The organism is Gimesia chilikensis (assembly GCF_007744075.1).
Classification (GTDB): domain Bacteria; phylum Planctomycetota; class Planctomycetia; order Planctomycetales; family Planctomycetaceae; genus Gimesia; species Gimesia chilikensis_A.
On the sequence record NZ_CP036266.1, the window covers coordinates 264,720 to 276,124 of the forward strand.

Genomic DNA, 11,405 nt, shown 5'->3' on the forward strand with positions numbered 1-11,405 from the left:
ATCCCTGACAAGGCATTCCCATGGCAAAAGCAGTTCGAAAGAAAACGAAGAAGGAGCTGGCAGAACCCGCTTTTCGCAAACGTATGTCGACACAAGCAGAGGTGTTGATGAGAGCTTATGCGGAATGCGAGAAGTTATCGCAAAAAAGACTTCAATTCATACTTGATGTGGCAGAAAATGCCTGGTTCAGATGCTTTGAACATAAAGATGATAATGCTGCTCTCGAGAAGGAGTCTCGCCGGTGGGCCAAACTGCGTCGGGAGTTTATTAAATCCGTTGAGAAGCCCAGGGAAATTCATTGCTTCACTTGTCACTTACAACGCTGATCGGGGATTGAAGCCTCTCATTCGGTTAATGAAGCATCCGTCGTGCGATGCGGGCACCGCCCTGCGACTGTTCTGGATCAATGATCCGGTCTACTTTTCCGATTACAGCACCATTTCTGAATGCCCCTATGAAGAAGAGCAGGATGCCATGAGATTGCTGCGGACGATCAAACTTCGATTTAAAAAGAATGACTTTCAGTCGAAAAAGATGTACTTTGACCCGGAGCCTTGGATCCAGGAAGATGATGTCGACCTTGAAGTTCTGCAGTTGCCCGCAGCCATGCTGCAGGCTGTCCCTGGAACGAAACGCGGTCGTCGATAATCATTGCGGTGTCCATTCATCATGCAATCTACCACAGTCAAGCTTTGTCAGAACAGGAGCCGGAGGAAAGTACATGCCTGACCGGCGGAATCATCGGGGGGCACATCCCCAGGATCGGTTGCTGTTTGCGCGCGATGCGGAGCCTGATCTGCGCCGGGCGACTTCTGATCTGAACTGGCTGTTGACTCGCGGGTATGCGTCGGTCTCTGCACTCAAGCTGGTGGGGGATCGTTATGCGTTGAACGCGCGGCAGCGGCTGGCGGTGGGCCGCTGTGCCTGTAGTGAGGAGGACGCGAACCGGCGGCAGATGTATCAGGTCGAGACGCCGGACCTTGCGGGAGCGGAACTGTGGATTGACGGGTATAACGTGTTGACGTCGCTGGAGGCGGCGCTTTCGGGCGGGGTCATTCTACTGGCCCACGATGGCTGTTTTCGGGACATGGCCAGTATGCACGGCAGCTATCGTAAAGTGGCCGAGACGATCCCTGCAATTGAGATCCTGGGCGAACTGCTGGCGGAGTGGAACGTTTCCAGTTGTCGCTGGTTGCTGGATCAGCCGGTCTCCAACAGTGGGCGTCTGAAAACGATGCTGCGGGAACTCAGTGAGGAGCGGGGCTGGAACTGGGAGATCGACCTCGTGCCTGACCCCGACCCTGTGTTGAGTGCTGCCGACCAGATCGTGGCTTCCGCGGACAGCCAGATTCTCAACCAGGCCGGGCGGTGGTTCAACCTGGCGCGGACCGCTGTCGAAGAGCGGGTACCCGAAGCGTGGGTGGTCGATCTGTCGGGTTGCTGATTTTTTCGTATCGGGTCGGATGCGGATCTGTTAGACTGGTGTTCGTACTTCTACTGCTGAGTTTTGGACCTGACTCTGTCCCAGAGTCTCCAGCGAGAAAGAGACCATCATGGCCAACTGGTATGTGAAACGTGGTGACCAGACAGCAGGACCCTTAACCCGGGAACGGCTGATTGAACTGGCGGCGCAGGGCAAAGTACAGGAGTCGGATCTGGTGAGAGAAGGGGAGGCGGGTGAATTCCGACCTGCGGGTCAGATACCGGGGCTCTTGCCGGCGGAGACAGTCAGCAGTGGGAGCTCCGACTTTGAACAGACGAGTTCCACTTCCTCTGGCCCGAAGAAAAACAACACAACGCTGATTCTGGTCCTCGCGATTCTGGGAGGCGGGGGCATTCTCGTGGTCCTGGTGCTGGTGGCTCTGCTGCTACCTGCCGTTGAGCAGGCGCGCGAAGCAGCCCGGCGGTCGACTTCCAAAAACCATCTGAAGCAGATCGGCCTGGCCATGCATAACTATCACGACACGTTCGGAGTGTTTACCCCGGGGGGGACGACCAACGTGGAAGGCAAGCCGAACCACAGCTGGCAGACATTCATTCTGCCCTTTATGGATCAGGCGCCGTTATACAATCGAATTAACATCCATCAACCCTGGACGACGCCGGAAAATCGCAAGCATTTTACCCAGGTCATTCCAGACTATCTGCATCCTTCCGTTGAGGAGACCGTTTCTCCAGACGGGTTGGCGCTGTCGCATTACATCGGGAACGAACTGTTGCTGGAGACCAATGGGAACACACGGTTTCGTGATATCACCGATGGCGCCTCGACTACGATCATGGCGATTGAATCGGGAGAGGGCTTCAAGCCGTGGGGCGATCCGACCAATATCGATCATCCTGCCAACGTGATGCGAGAGGGGAGGAAGACGTCGATGGTGGGGGGTAATCATGTGCTGCTCTCCGACGGAGCGGTGCGATTTGTTTCGGAGAATATTGATCCGGATGTGTTAAAGGCGATGAGTACCCCCAACGGTGGTGAGGCCATCGGTGAATTTTGAGCGAACGTCAGACAACCAGTAAGAGAAGAAAAAGGCAGGTCTCAACTTAATGAGACCTGCCTTTTTTGTTTCAACGCTGTTTCGAATGCCTGTTCGATAATCGCTGGCTCTGGCCTCTCCTTTTTTCAGAATTGTGCATTTCCGCCGCCAAGTTTGCGCTGTGCTGACGCTTGAGAGGTTGAGCACTGTTCGTCAACTGACGTCAGTATTCCCCCTTTCGTCTTTGCCTGACACATGGTTTTGCAGTTTGAATAATGAGGTATCTCTATGAATTCCAGTGATTTATGTCAGAGGTTGCGCGTTTCGGAATCGCAGTTTCGCAAAATCTGCCAGCACCTGAAGATTGCGGCCGCCGATGATATCCAGAGGACCTTTACGCCCCGGGAGATTCAGCGGCTGCAGCATTTTGTAGAGACGCGACGGTCTGCGGCTGGAAAGAAAAATGCGACAAAGATCAAAAGCAGAACACCGTCCCGCGATTCAACAACGCCCCCCAAACCGACGCCATCTGAGAAACCACGGGTTGTTGAGCAGACCGTGTCGACAAAACCTGCCCCCGCTGAAAAGTCGGTTGAGACCACCGCGTTACCAGCCCGGACCAGTAGTGAGCCAGAGTCGAAGACGCCCGAAGTGGTTGCCGGTCTGCCGGAATCCGAGACGGCCACAGTTCTGCTGCGGGCAATCGCATATGTGATCGATGCACTGCTGACGCTGATCCTGGCACCGCTGGTGTTGATTCCGATTCTGGGGCAGATTCTCATCGGCCTGATGCTGTGCTGCTACTGGCTGTTCCGCGATGCGGCAGGGGCCAGTCCCGGGAAACTGCTGCTGGGATTACAGGTGTCAAATAACAGTGCCGACCCGGCAAGGGTCGGGCCGCGAATCTTGCGAAATATTCCGCTGTGTATCGGGCCGTTCCTGTTTTGTATTCCGATAATCGGGTTCGTGATTGGCGTGCCGGTCGCCATTCTGGTGGTGCTGACCGAAGTGGGGATGTTGCTGATCACGGGGAGACGGATCGGCGACTTGCTGGGTGATACTTCGATTAAAACCGTTCCCAAGGTCAGACTGGTCAGTGAATAGCAAGCAGCCCGTTGCCTGTTGACTGCTGCCGATTCAGTCTGGTTAAGAAATCGTTGAGAATCAGTTTTATTCCGGGGTGCAGATGTGCATAATGAGAGAGACTCTTCCAATTCTGTCTACCGATCGAGATCTCTCAGGATACGGGCATGCGCAACTCGGAATACCAGCGACTTCTCAACGAATCGCTGCAGGGCAACCAGGAGGCGATCGGGCAATTACTGGATCGCCACCGGCCCTATTTGAAATTCATCACGCAACGGGCGCTGGACGGTCGTCTGCAGGCACGCGTGGATGATTCGGATATCGTGCAGCAGACCTGTCTGTCGGCGCTGCGGAACTTTCAGCAGTTCGACGGGAAAGAAGAGGCGCAATTTGTTGCCTGGTTACAGAAGATCCATGAACGGAATATTCAGGATACCATCCGTCGACACGCGGGCGCAGAGAAGCGAGCCGTGGGTAATGAGGTCGCGGGCTCGCGTCTGGAGGGGCTGTTTCACCTGGAAACCCTGAGTCCCTCACAAAGGGTGATGCAGGCGGAGGATGCGGTGCGGCTGGCTGAAGTGCTGGCGTCGATTCCCGCAGACCAGGGGGAAGCGGTGCGGTTAAGGCACATTGAAGGCTGGTCGCTGGCGGATCTGGAACACCACTTTGGTCGTTCGGAAACGGCGGTGGCCTCCCTGATCAAACGCGGGCTCGAAAATTTGCGCAAACGACTCAACGGTGATGCCTGAGTCCGTGAGAGAGTCGGCCCTCTACCGTCGATAGAAGAGGTGTGAGGATAGAGTTTTCTTCGTGCTTTCTGCTAAACTGAAATCATGTCTGAAACCGGATGGATGAAATTGTTCTCTCGGCGGCTGCTGAAATGGTTCGAGTTTGCGGTGAACTGGCTTAAAGGTCGTGAACCGCTGCTGCTGGTCTTTTTTCTGATTCTGGCCGGCTCTACCTGGGCGTTCATTGAGCTCACCGACGAGGTGCTGGAACAGGAGACCCAGGCATTCGACAAGTGGGTCATCCGTTCGATGCGACGGGCCGACGATCCGTCGATTCCCATCGGGCCGCCCTGGGTGCAGGAGATGGGCCGCGATCTGACTGCGCTGGGGGGCGTGGCGACGCTGGTCTTCTTTACGACGGTTGTGGCAGGCTATCTCTGGATCGAAGGGAAAAAACGGGTGATTCTGTTATTGCTGTTCGCTTCCCTCGGAGGGCTGCTGCTCAGTTCTGCGCTCAAGCATTTCATCAGTCGACCCCGCCCGGATGTGGTGCCGCATCTTTCGTATGTTTATACCAGCAGCTTCCCCAGTGGCCACTCGATGCTTTCGGCGGTGATCTATCTCACGCTGGGGGCACTGCTCGCGTCGGTGATTCAGCAGACCCGGGTGAAGATTTACGTGCTCTGTGTGGCGCTGCTGCTGACGCTGTTGATCGGGCTCAGTCGGATTTACCTCGGCGTGCATTACCCGACCGATGTGATTGCCGGCTGGACCGCGGGGCTGGCCTGGGCGCTGTTCTGCTGGATTCTCGCCCGCTGGTTACAGCAGCGGCACCGGATTGAAGATGCCAGTCAGACCTCAGAATCTGCTGTTGCCGACACCGAGATCTGACTGTCCGTCGATCAGGCGACTTCCGGAATGCCTGCGTGCATCAGTGGCCGGGGACCGGAGGTGGGCCAGTGAAAACGGCGCTGGTCTGCGGGGATGGGGACGTCGTTGATGCTGGCTTCGCGGCGGCGCATGAGTCCTGCTTCGTCAAACTCCCAGAGTTCATTTCCGTAGGCGCGGAACCATTGGCCGTCTGCATCGTGATACTCGTACTGAAAGCGAACGCCGATGCGGTTTTCCGAATAGCTCCACAGCGATTTGACGAGCCGATAATCGAGTTCCCGCTCCCATTTGCCGGCGAGGAATTCCCGGATCTGGTCGCGTCCCTGCAGAAACTGATCGCGGTTCCGCCACTCGGAATCCGGGGAGTAGGCCAGGGAGACCGTTTCAGGGTCGCGGCTGTTCCAGGCATCTTCCGCAGCACGGACTTTGGCGGTAGCGGTGGCGAAATTGAACGGGGGTTTGATGGCAGTCATGTGTGTCTCCTGTGTTGGGTTGAAGCTGTTGTAAACAGACAGGTCTGTATAATATATCCTAAAAAAGAGAACGAGGCGGACCTCATTCGATGGCGTGGGTATTTGATATCAGATAATTCATATAATGCACGAATATCGCTAAAGACATCTGACCGGGTCGAATGTCCTGCGGCTGGTTTGTCTTTGCAGTGGTCGCGTGTCTGAATAATCAAAGTATACAGATCTGTCTATTTCTGTCAAGGGGGTGAATTCGGGTTTCCTGTGGAGATTATTTTCGTGGTGTCTTACTCTCTGGGGTTATGAGTCTGTACTGCTGGTTTGCTGCGGTGTGATGTGAAGTGTAACAGGGGATGATCAGTCCCGGCATCTATTCATATGGACCTGAACCCTGTTGTGTACGTAGAATGCTCGCCTTACTCCGGTTTCTGGATGAAAGAAAAATCACAGTCTGTTCTCAAGGAGGAACGATGTTGTTGAGTTATGGACGCTACCGGAATCGATATATTTCAGGGTTCTCAATCTTATTCATTTGTGTTGCCGCCCTGTTTTGGGGAGAGCATTCCGCACAGGAACCCGTCAAGGCAGCGGCGGAGCAGTCTGAGGAAGAGGAAACCGGCTTTCTTGCGCTGCCCTCTGAATTCAAGCAGCCTCAGATTGAAACCATACTGATGAGCAAAATAGAGAGCCCCCCAAGGCGAATCGTCAGTGGATCGAAATTGATGAAAAGCTGGCCAATCAGTTGTGGACTCATTTGCGGTCCGCGCGTCTCAGTGAAGATGAAGAGTCTCAAATGTTTCCGCCTGGGACGCTCCCCCAATTTGCGCCTCCCTGCTACGACGCGATTGTTATTTTCAATGATCGAGAAAAAATGAATCTGGTCATGACTGCCGGTATCTCGGAGGTGCACGTTGATTCCAAAGAGAGATTGTGGCCGGTAATTCTGCTGCGGTACGATAAAAGTTTAGTCACGCGTCTCGATCAGATCTTCTTTCCTGGCGATCAATAAAGCTCTGGTTGATGACCGGTGTTCAGCTTTATCATTCCTGAGCAAGCCGGGCAGAGGGCCGCTTGTCCTGGCGGATGTGGGGCGTATAATGCCGGGAACATTCCCATTGCAGGACGACCTGCATGTTTTTCCCGTCGGCGGGGACGACCCTGCCACAGCAGTGACAGGTGCGTTATGGCATGGGTGATTCTTTTTGTGGCGGCGGTGCTGGAGATCGGCTGGGCGGTCGGGATGAAATACACGGATGGTTTCACACGGTTGTGGCCCAGTGTGCTGACCATCGGCATGATGGCGGCGAGCATGTTCCTGCTGGCCCTGGCGGTCCGCACGATTCCAGTGGGCACCGGTTACGCGGTCTGGACGGGGATCGGCGCATTAGGGACGGCGGTGCTGAGTGCCTTCCTGTTTGGTGAACCGGTCACGATTTGGCGCGGGCTCTGTCTGGTGTTGATCGTGGGTGGCGTGCTGGGGTTGAAGCTTTCGGCTTCGTGAGTGGCGGGCGGTATCCTGCAAGCAGAGATTCTCTTTTTGACATCTCAGCAAACTTCATGGTATGATCATGTGATCGCTACTTTCCCAGTCAGGAGACAGTCATGTCAACCGGTTATCCCCCAGAGATTCTCAAGTTCATCGAAGAAGAAATGGCCAGCGGTCATTATGAAGATGAAAGCGCCCTGGTTACAGAAGCGCTGGAGGTCTTTCGGGAGTTGAAGCAGAGACAGGCCGAGCTGAAGCAGCAGATTCAGCAGTCTCTGGAAGCCGAGAGAGAAGGCCGGGTGATGCCCCTTGATATCGATGCAATCGTTTCAGAGCTGGAATCGTATTGTTAATAATGATTGGCTTTCGGTTTTGCTGTGTTGTGTTTTTCTGATGTTCTCATGAGTGCTCTGCGACCTCCTGTTCGCTGCGATCACCCCGAATTGCATTCGGGGATACCCGGTTAATTTGAGCGGAATGGCGCTAGCCACCGGTAATTGGGATCCGCGCTGGAGAATATTACCGGCGGCTAGCGCCTTGCCGCTCAGTTGGTGTTGGTGTCCGGTCTAAATAGTAAGCCAAAAGTGGCACCTAACGCGGACCGAAATTCAATCGGGGCTTACAGCTGGATCTGACTCCTATAGAACTTTTCGATTTTGGTGATCACCATTCCGTTCCAGATTCATGTCATTGCTTCACAAGATGCTTTCGGGCCATTCGATTTGCTCATCCTCGATCCACTGAATTCGTGGTGAAGGCTCTTCTGGATGATTTAAAAAATCTTCGACTGCTAACCAGGCATCGTCAGCAGATAGAAAACAACCGACTGGATACGTCAAGTCATCTAATTCTGTAAATTCAGCAAGCCTGTTTTTGTCGCGCAGAGAAAAGCAGCAATATTCAGGACAATTCGTCTTTAAATTATCACAGGTCAGTTGCAGCAGAAATCCAAAATCTGACCAATGTATAATGACAAGCGAATAATCTTTGTCAGCTTCAGATCGATAAGTTAAAACCCCATCTCCTTCCGCATCCCAGATTTCCGGTTTGTAATCCTGAAAATATTTCTTCCACTGATCAGGCTCACAACTACCGTTGGCAAAAGTCATAAACGTATTGTGAAAGCCTGTCATAGAACTATTTTAAACCTTTCCTGTTTGTTGCGCTTACCCCGAAGTGCTCTGGAAAACCTGTCATCAAAAGCAATTTCGTTGACAATCCGTTTTTCCAGAGTGGCAATCACGATACGTTTTTTGATTACTCATACGAGTTGGGCCTGCTCCTCTCAGATTAAAGTTGCTGACAGAGTTTCATAGTCTGGTTCAAGATCTTCTCGAAACTCATCTGAGGTATTTCTTCAATATCAGTCCCATCACTATTGTGATCAACAAAGATCCGCTCGGGACGTGAAATCGAAATCAGAAATGATTCCACTTCCAATCCTGATCCGAAGCAAAAGTATTTCCCGTGGTAACAGGAGTTTGCCTGGATCCATTCCTGTGTCAGGGGGAAGAACCCCCGAATCTCGAGGATGCCCCTGGCGTCAGTAATTTCGACAGGGGTGACTTGTGCCAGCAAGTCTTTACATTCATAAAGCGACTTCAGCCCGTTGGGGACCTTAGCTCCATAATACGCTGCAAACGCAGCGAAATCGGGAGATCGAAATTTCTCCTGCAGTTGTGCCCTGTGTGTCCTGCGATAACCTTCGTAGTCAAAATTGTCTGTCATAGTTGATTTCCCGGTTTGCATTCAATGCGCTTCGCTTCAGGACTGCTCCTTTTGGTCCTCGTTGTGTGAACCCCAGTAAAACATGGGAACTGATCAGAGGATAGACCGTGTGTAGTTCAGCAGCAGATCGTGGCAATTGATTTCTGAGCCGGATCGGCGTTGAAAATCGATGATATCCTCTAAATGTTTGAACTGTAATTGACTGTTGAGTCGCAATAGAGATTCAGATTCATGATTTCCCTGCTTAAGGTGTTGTGCGCCACCGAGGTCCTCAACGAGATAGAAAAACAGATAAGCCAGAATGCCCTGTTCGCTTCGCGCGATTACTGTCAAATCCTCCAGATCATCATAGTCAATTTCCACGAATTCTTTGTCCCGAAGAGCCAGCAGACTGAGCTCACATTCCCAGAGAGGAACAATCTCTGGAGCCGATTCCCCATCCCAGGTGGCCGGCAGGGGACCGCCCGTCTCACTCGACGCATAGCAGTATAAGTCTGAAGTATGGCAGCGATATGCTAACTGCTGATCAACTACTTCCCCCAGGCTCAATTCGCGCAAACCAATTTTCAAGACTTCCAGTCTCTTTGATCGAAGATGTAGCGAAATAATGGGCATGCTTTATTCCCGGGGAGTAATTTAACAGGGTTAGTTTCAATGGTTCTGATGGTGAAGTCCTGGGGATGCAGCCTTTCTGGCGTTTCGATGCAAGATCATTTACCTCCGAAGGCCTGGCCGTCTTCGCGGAGGTTTTGCAGTGCGCGGTCGACGATGCGGCGGAACTGCTGTTCCAGTTCGTGGATGTTGCGTTTGTCATCAGGGAGCATCATCCAGCACAACATCAGTGCCTGACGGACGGACTGGTCTACCTGCGCCGGGCTGAAGAGATCGCGCATTTTGTCGAACGATTCCTCGTCGTCGGGGTTGAATGCCTGAAAGACCATGGGGGTTCTTCCTACTAAATAGTTGAGGTGTAAAGTGCCGGCGCTGCTGTCACAGTTTGCAACCTGTGTTTTACTGTTCAGAAATGGGAGGAGTCTCCTGATCCAATAACTCCAGGGCTTTAGAACAATTGGGATATAAATTGACCAGATCTTTGATCAGTTCTCGAATGCTTTCCGTTTTGTCGGCTTTCTCCAGAATGTATTCCGGGATGATTTCGAGATAGTCAAAGGCGGTTGACATTCTCCTGTCACCAGCCATACCTGCATTGTTTTCCATCGAGACAAAAAATACGTGAAGCGCATACATGGCATGCCGGTATTTATCTTCTCTGATCATGGCATCCCTCTCGATCTGACCCAACTTCAATAAAGGTGGTTCCTCTTCGTCAAATGCGTCCAATGCCCTGGTGCTCATGCAGTCTACCTGTACGGCATTGATGATGAGCTGCCGAATGGCCTCTGTTTCATCTTGATTACTCGCTAGAAGAAGGGGGAGGTCTTCAAAAGTCTTCAAGAAATCCGCGAGTTCCCTGTGATTCGTTTGAGTCGCTTCCGATTTCATTTGAACGATTATTGTATGCAGCGCATACATAAGTTGCGGGAGTTTCTTACTGTCGAACATCGGTCACAGCCTCAGACATCAGAATCCTTGAGATGGGGTACGGGTTCTAAAGGAAGTTGCCATCTGCTTACAGCGTGTCGGCATCACCAGGAGAGTGCGCTTTCCTACAGCTTAACGATTTTCAGCTACGGGGGTGAGTTTCTTTTTTGTAAAATGGGGGATTGGTTTTCTCGGAAGACGCTGAGTTGATCTACCACGAAAGACACGAAAAGCACGAAAGAGGGGGGCGGGAAATTCGAATAAAAGGGGGAGTGGATGAAATCCGGTAGTGCTGCAGGCGACAGGAGGTCGTTGTGTGGTGGCTGGCTGGTGATGCGTTGTGTCCTCCTGCTCGCTGCGCTCGGCTTGAATTGCATTCGGGCTCACCCGATTCTGTTCGTGGAATATCATAGAACATGTTTCTTCATTCGGATGTTTTATACCAAACTCGTTTCAACCGGGGCTAATGCCCTGCGGCTAATTTCTTTTTCTGCTTTGACGCTGGTTAGCAATGGGACGATTCTGATTTTTAAGTATGGATACCGGTGGCTGATGCCTTGCTGCTTATTTTTATTGGGGGTGGTGATGTTGATGTTGGATTTTGTTGAACGGCGTGTGGGGGTCAAGGGGGATTCGGGTTTTGAGTTTGTTGCGAGTTCCTTTGAGATGGGGGTGAGTGGTCACTCAAATGCTGTGAGAGTGCTCCGAAATGATTTGAAATTATACGGAACAATGGGAACCGGTTCAGTTTGTGTCGGTGAAAACCGGGGGAAATCGACGGCGATTCAGGTGCTGCTGGGTCACTGGTGGGCGGTGTTCCAGTGCTCGGATCATCCGCCTCGCGCGCAAAGCACATTTGCGACAATTTATGATTCGGGAGACGCCGATCAAGGGCAATCTTTTCAGTGAAAACAGGTGATGGTCAGTCGTGCACAAAGCTCATCAGTGATGATGGACGTGGGAGGCGACCTGTCTCATGATGACGGACGGAGTC

The 11,405-nt window shown here is 52.5% G+C and carries 17 protein-coding genes; 11 read left to right on the forward strand and 6 right to left on the reverse strand.

What is annotated here, in order from left to right:
* Positions 1-20: 20 nt before the first annotated feature.
* The 7 genes from HG66A1_RS31795 (at position 21) to HG66A1_RS01110 (ending at position 5,185) form a co-directional block, all read left to right on the forward strand.
* A complete protein-coding gene (locus HG66A1_RS31795; RefSeq protein WP_197996932.1) occupies positions 21-326 on the forward strand; it encodes a hypothetical protein in 306 nt (101 codons plus the stop codon).
* A 28-nt stretch (positions 327-354) separates the two neighbouring features.
* Positions 355-648: a DUF4274 domain-containing protein gene (locus HG66A1_RS31800; RefSeq protein WP_232106730.1), complete on the forward strand. Its 294-nt coding sequence runs from the start codon at positions 355-357 to the stop codon at positions 646-648.
* A gap of 73 nt (positions 649-721) precedes the next feature.
* The gene (locus HG66A1_RS01090) at positions 722-1,444 is read left to right on the forward strand and encodes a DUF434 domain-containing protein (RefSeq protein ID WP_197996934.1); all 723 of its coding nucleotides are present in this window, start codon (positions 722-724) and stop codon (positions 1,442-1,444) included.
* 109 nt (positions 1,445-1,553) lie between these two features.
* A complete protein-coding gene (locus HG66A1_RS01095) occupies positions 1,554-2,501 on the forward strand; it encodes a DUF1559 domain-containing protein (protein ID WP_145180040.1) in 948 nt (315 codons plus the stop codon).
* Between the two features lie 267 nt (positions 2,502-2,768).
* Positions 2,769-3,584 carry an RDD family protein gene (locus HG66A1_RS01100; RefSeq protein WP_145180042.1) on the forward strand — a complete coding sequence of 272 codons (816 nt, stop codon included), beginning with the start codon at positions 2,769-2,771 and terminating at the stop codon, positions 3,582-3,584.
* Between the two features lie 146 nt (positions 3,585-3,730).
* The gene (locus tag HG66A1_RS01105) at positions 3,731-4,315 is read left to right on the forward strand and encodes a sigma-70 family RNA polymerase sigma factor (RefSeq protein ID WP_145180044.1); all 585 of its coding nucleotides are present in this window, start codon (positions 3,731-3,733) and stop codon (positions 4,313-4,315) included.
* A gap of 102 nt (positions 4,316-4,417) precedes the next feature.
* Positions 4,418-5,185: a phosphatase PAP2 family protein gene (locus HG66A1_RS01110; protein WP_145180046.1), complete on the forward strand. Its 768-nt coding sequence runs from the start codon at positions 4,418-4,420 to the stop codon at positions 5,183-5,185.
* 11 nt (positions 5,186-5,196) lie between these two features.
* On the opposite strand, the gene HG66A1_RS01115 is transcribed toward HG66A1_RS01110, so the two are convergent.
* The gene (locus HG66A1_RS01115) at positions 5,197-5,658 is read right to left on the reverse strand and encodes a DUF1348 family protein (RefSeq protein ID WP_145180048.1); all 462 of its coding nucleotides are present in this window, start codon (positions 5,656-5,658) and stop codon (positions 5,197-5,199) included.
* Between the two features lie 790 nt (positions 5,659-6,448).
* Between HG66A1_RS01115 and HG66A1_RS01120 the strand changes: the two genes are divergently transcribed.
* The 3 genes from HG66A1_RS01120 (at position 6,449) to HG66A1_RS01130 (ending at position 7,494) form a co-directional block, all read left to right on the forward strand.
* On the forward strand, positions 6,449-6,664 hold the full coding sequence (locus HG66A1_RS01120) for a hypothetical protein (RefSeq protein WP_145180050.1): 216 nt from the start codon (positions 6,449-6,451) through the stop codon (positions 6,662-6,664).
* 174 nt (positions 6,665-6,838) lie between these two features.
* Positions 6,839-7,156, forward strand: coding sequence for a DMT family transporter (locus tag HG66A1_RS01125; protein WP_145035713.1), 318 nt, complete (start codon positions 6,839-6,841; stop codon positions 7,154-7,156).
* 101 nt (positions 7,157-7,257) lie between these two features.
* On the forward strand, positions 7,258-7,494 hold the full coding sequence (locus HG66A1_RS01130) for a type II toxin-antitoxin system ParD family antitoxin (protein WP_145180052.1): 237 nt from the start codon (positions 7,258-7,260) through the stop codon (positions 7,492-7,494).
* Between the two features lie 342 nt (positions 7,495-7,836).
* Here the strand turns inward: HG66A1_RS01130 and HG66A1_RS01135 are convergent, their stop codons facing one another.
* The 5 genes from HG66A1_RS01135 to HG66A1_RS01155 form a co-directional block, all read right to left on the reverse strand.
* Positions 7,837-8,250, reverse strand: coding sequence for a hypothetical protein (locus HG66A1_RS01135; protein WP_145180054.1), 414 nt, complete (start codon positions 8,248-8,250; stop codon positions 7,837-7,839).
* A gap of 181 nt (positions 8,251-8,431) precedes the next feature.
* Complete coding sequence (locus HG66A1_RS01140; RefSeq protein WP_145180056.1) at positions 8,432-8,869, reverse strand: hypothetical protein; 438 nt, start codon at positions 8,867-8,869, stop codon at positions 8,432-8,434.
* A 93-nt stretch (positions 8,870-8,962) separates the two neighbouring features.
* Positions 8,963-9,484, reverse strand: coding sequence for a hypothetical protein (locus tag HG66A1_RS01145; RefSeq protein WP_145180058.1), 522 nt, complete (start codon positions 9,482-9,484; stop codon positions 8,963-8,965).
* Positions 9,485-9,579: 95 nt separating this feature from the next.
* Complete coding sequence (locus tag HG66A1_RS01150) at positions 9,580-9,810, reverse strand: hypothetical protein (RefSeq protein ID WP_197996935.1); 231 nt, start codon at positions 9,808-9,810, stop codon at positions 9,580-9,582.
* Positions 9,811-9,880: 70 nt separating this feature from the next.
* Positions 9,881-10,432 carry a hypothetical protein gene (locus HG66A1_RS01155; RefSeq protein ID WP_145180060.1) on the reverse strand — a complete coding sequence of 184 codons (552 nt, stop codon included), beginning with the start codon at positions 10,430-10,432 and terminating at the stop codon, positions 9,881-9,883.
* A 255-nt stretch (positions 10,433-10,687) separates the two neighbouring features.
* Here HG66A1_RS01155 and HG66A1_RS01160 point away from each other — a divergent pair, with 255 nt between their 5' ends.
* Entirely contained in the window at positions 10,688-11,320 is a 633-nt protein-coding gene (locus HG66A1_RS01160; RefSeq protein ID WP_145180062.1) for a hypothetical protein, read from the forward strand.
* The last annotated feature ends 85 nt before the right edge of the window (positions 11,321-11,405 follow it).

What these genes read in the sequence shown, in the direction of transcription:
- HG66A1_RS31795 (WP_197996932.1), top strand. Translation starts at nt 21, where the DNA reads ATGGCAAAAGCAGTTCGAAAGAAAACGAAGAAGGAGCTGGCAGAACCC.
- HG66A1_RS31800 (WP_232106730.1), top strand. Translation starts at nt 355, where the DNA reads ATGAAGCATCCGTCGTGCGATGCGGGCACCGCCCTGCGACTGTTCTGG.
- HG66A1_RS01090 (WP_197996934.1), top strand. Translation starts at nt 722, where the DNA reads ATGCCTGACCGGCGGAATCATCGGGGGGCACATCCCCAGGATCGGTTG.
- HG66A1_RS01095 (WP_145180040.1), top strand. Translation starts at nt 1,554, where the DNA reads ATGGCCAACTGGTATGTGAAACGTGGTGACCAGACAGCAGGACCCTTA.
- HG66A1_RS01100 (WP_145180042.1), top strand. Translation starts at nt 2,769, where the DNA reads ATGAATTCCAGTGATTTATGTCAGAGGTTGCGCGTTTCGGAATCGCAG.
- HG66A1_RS01105 (WP_145180044.1), top strand. Translation starts at nt 3,731, where the DNA reads ATGCGCAACTCGGAATACCAGCGACTTCTCAACGAATCGCTGCAGGGC.
- HG66A1_RS01110 (WP_145180046.1), top strand. Translation starts at nt 4,418, where the DNA reads ATGAAATTGTTCTCTCGGCGGCTGCTGAAATGGTTCGAGTTTGCGGTG.
- HG66A1_RS01115 (WP_145180048.1), bottom strand. Translation starts at nt 5,658, where the DNA reads ATGACTGCCATCAAACCCCCGTTCAATTTCGCCACCGCTACCGCCAAA.
- HG66A1_RS01120 (WP_145180050.1), top strand. Translation starts at nt 6,449, where the DNA reads ATGTTTCCGCCTGGGACGCTCCCCCAATTTGCGCCTCCCTGCTACGAC.
- HG66A1_RS01125 (WP_145035713.1), top strand. Translation starts at nt 6,839, where the DNA reads ATGGCATGGGTGATTCTTTTTGTGGCGGCGGTGCTGGAGATCGGCTGG.
- HG66A1_RS01130 (WP_145180052.1), top strand. Translation starts at nt 7,258, where the DNA reads ATGTCAACCGGTTATCCCCCAGAGATTCTCAAGTTCATCGAAGAAGAA.
- HG66A1_RS01135 (WP_145180054.1), bottom strand. Translation starts at nt 8,250, where the DNA reads ATGACTTTTGCCAACGGTAGTTGTGAGCCTGATCAGTGGAAGAAATAT.
- HG66A1_RS01140 (WP_145180056.1), bottom strand. Translation starts at nt 8,869, where the DNA reads ATGACAGACAATTTTGACTACGAAGGTTATCGCAGGACACACAGGGCA.
- HG66A1_RS01145 (WP_145180058.1), bottom strand. Translation starts at nt 9,484, where the DNA reads ATGCCCATTATTTCGCTACATCTTCGATCAAAGAGACTGGAAGTCTTG.
- HG66A1_RS01150 (WP_197996935.1), bottom strand. Translation starts at nt 9,810, where the DNA reads ATGGTCTTTCAGGCATTCAACCCCGACGACGAGGAATCGTTCGACAAA.
- HG66A1_RS01155 (WP_145180060.1), bottom strand. Translation starts at nt 10,432, where the DNA reads ATGTTCGACAGTAAGAAACTCCCGCAACTTATGTATGCGCTGCATACA.
- HG66A1_RS01160 (WP_145180062.1), top strand. Translation starts at nt 10,688, where the DNA reads ATGAAATCCGGTAGTGCTGCAGGCGACAGGAGGTCGTTGTGTGGTGGC.